This is a genomic window from Clostridium sp. ATCC BAA-442, from assembly GCF_964239415.1.
GTDB classification, from domain to species: domain Bacteria; phylum Bacillota; class Clostridia; order Oscillospirales; family Oscillospiraceae; genus Flavonifractor; species Flavonifractor plautii.
The window spans coordinates 1-615 of the sequence record NZ_CAXSQB010000119.1 but is presented as its reverse complement, the minus strand read 5'-3'; the positions used below and the strand labels follow the sequence as shown (position 1 = coordinate 615).

The 615-nt window shown below is 69.8% G+C and carries 1 pseudogene; it reads left to right on the top strand.

Annotated elements, in window-relative coordinates:
* Positions 1-615, top strand: a pseudogene (locus tag ACESY8_RS19740) (V-type ATP synthase subunit A); the annotation flags it as partial.

The following is a 615-nucleotide window of genomic DNA, read 5'->3' as shown; positions in this document are numbered from 1 at the left end:
AGCACAAGTATCCCCCCAGAACCCCGCTGCTCTCCGGCCAGCGCATCGTGGACGCCATGTTCCCCGTGGCCAAGGGCAGCACCGCCGCCATCCCCGGGCCCTTCGGCTCGGGCAAGACGGTGATGCAGCACCAGCTGGCCAAGTGGTCGGACGTGGACATCGTGGTCTACATCGGCTGCGGCGAACGGGGCAACGAGATGACCGACGTGCTGCGGGAGTTCCCCGAGCTGGTGGACCCCCGCACCGGCGAGTCCCTGATGAAGCGGACGGTTCTGATCGCCAACACCTCCGACATGCCGGTGGCCGCCCGTGAGGCCTCCATCTATACCGGCATCACCATCGCCGAGTACTTCCGTGACATGGGGTACGACGTGGCGGTCATCGCCGACTCCACCTCCCGCTGGGCCGAGGCCCTGCGCGAGATGTCCGGCCGCCTGGAGGAGATGCCCGGCGAGGAGGGCTATCCGGCCTACCTGTCCTCCCGCCTGGCCCAGTTCTATGAGCGGGCGGGCATGGTGGAGTGCATCGGCTCCGACGGGCACCGCCGGGGCTCCCTGACCGCGGTGGGTGCGGTGTCGCCCCCCGGCGGCGACCTGTCCGAGCCGGTCAGCCAGG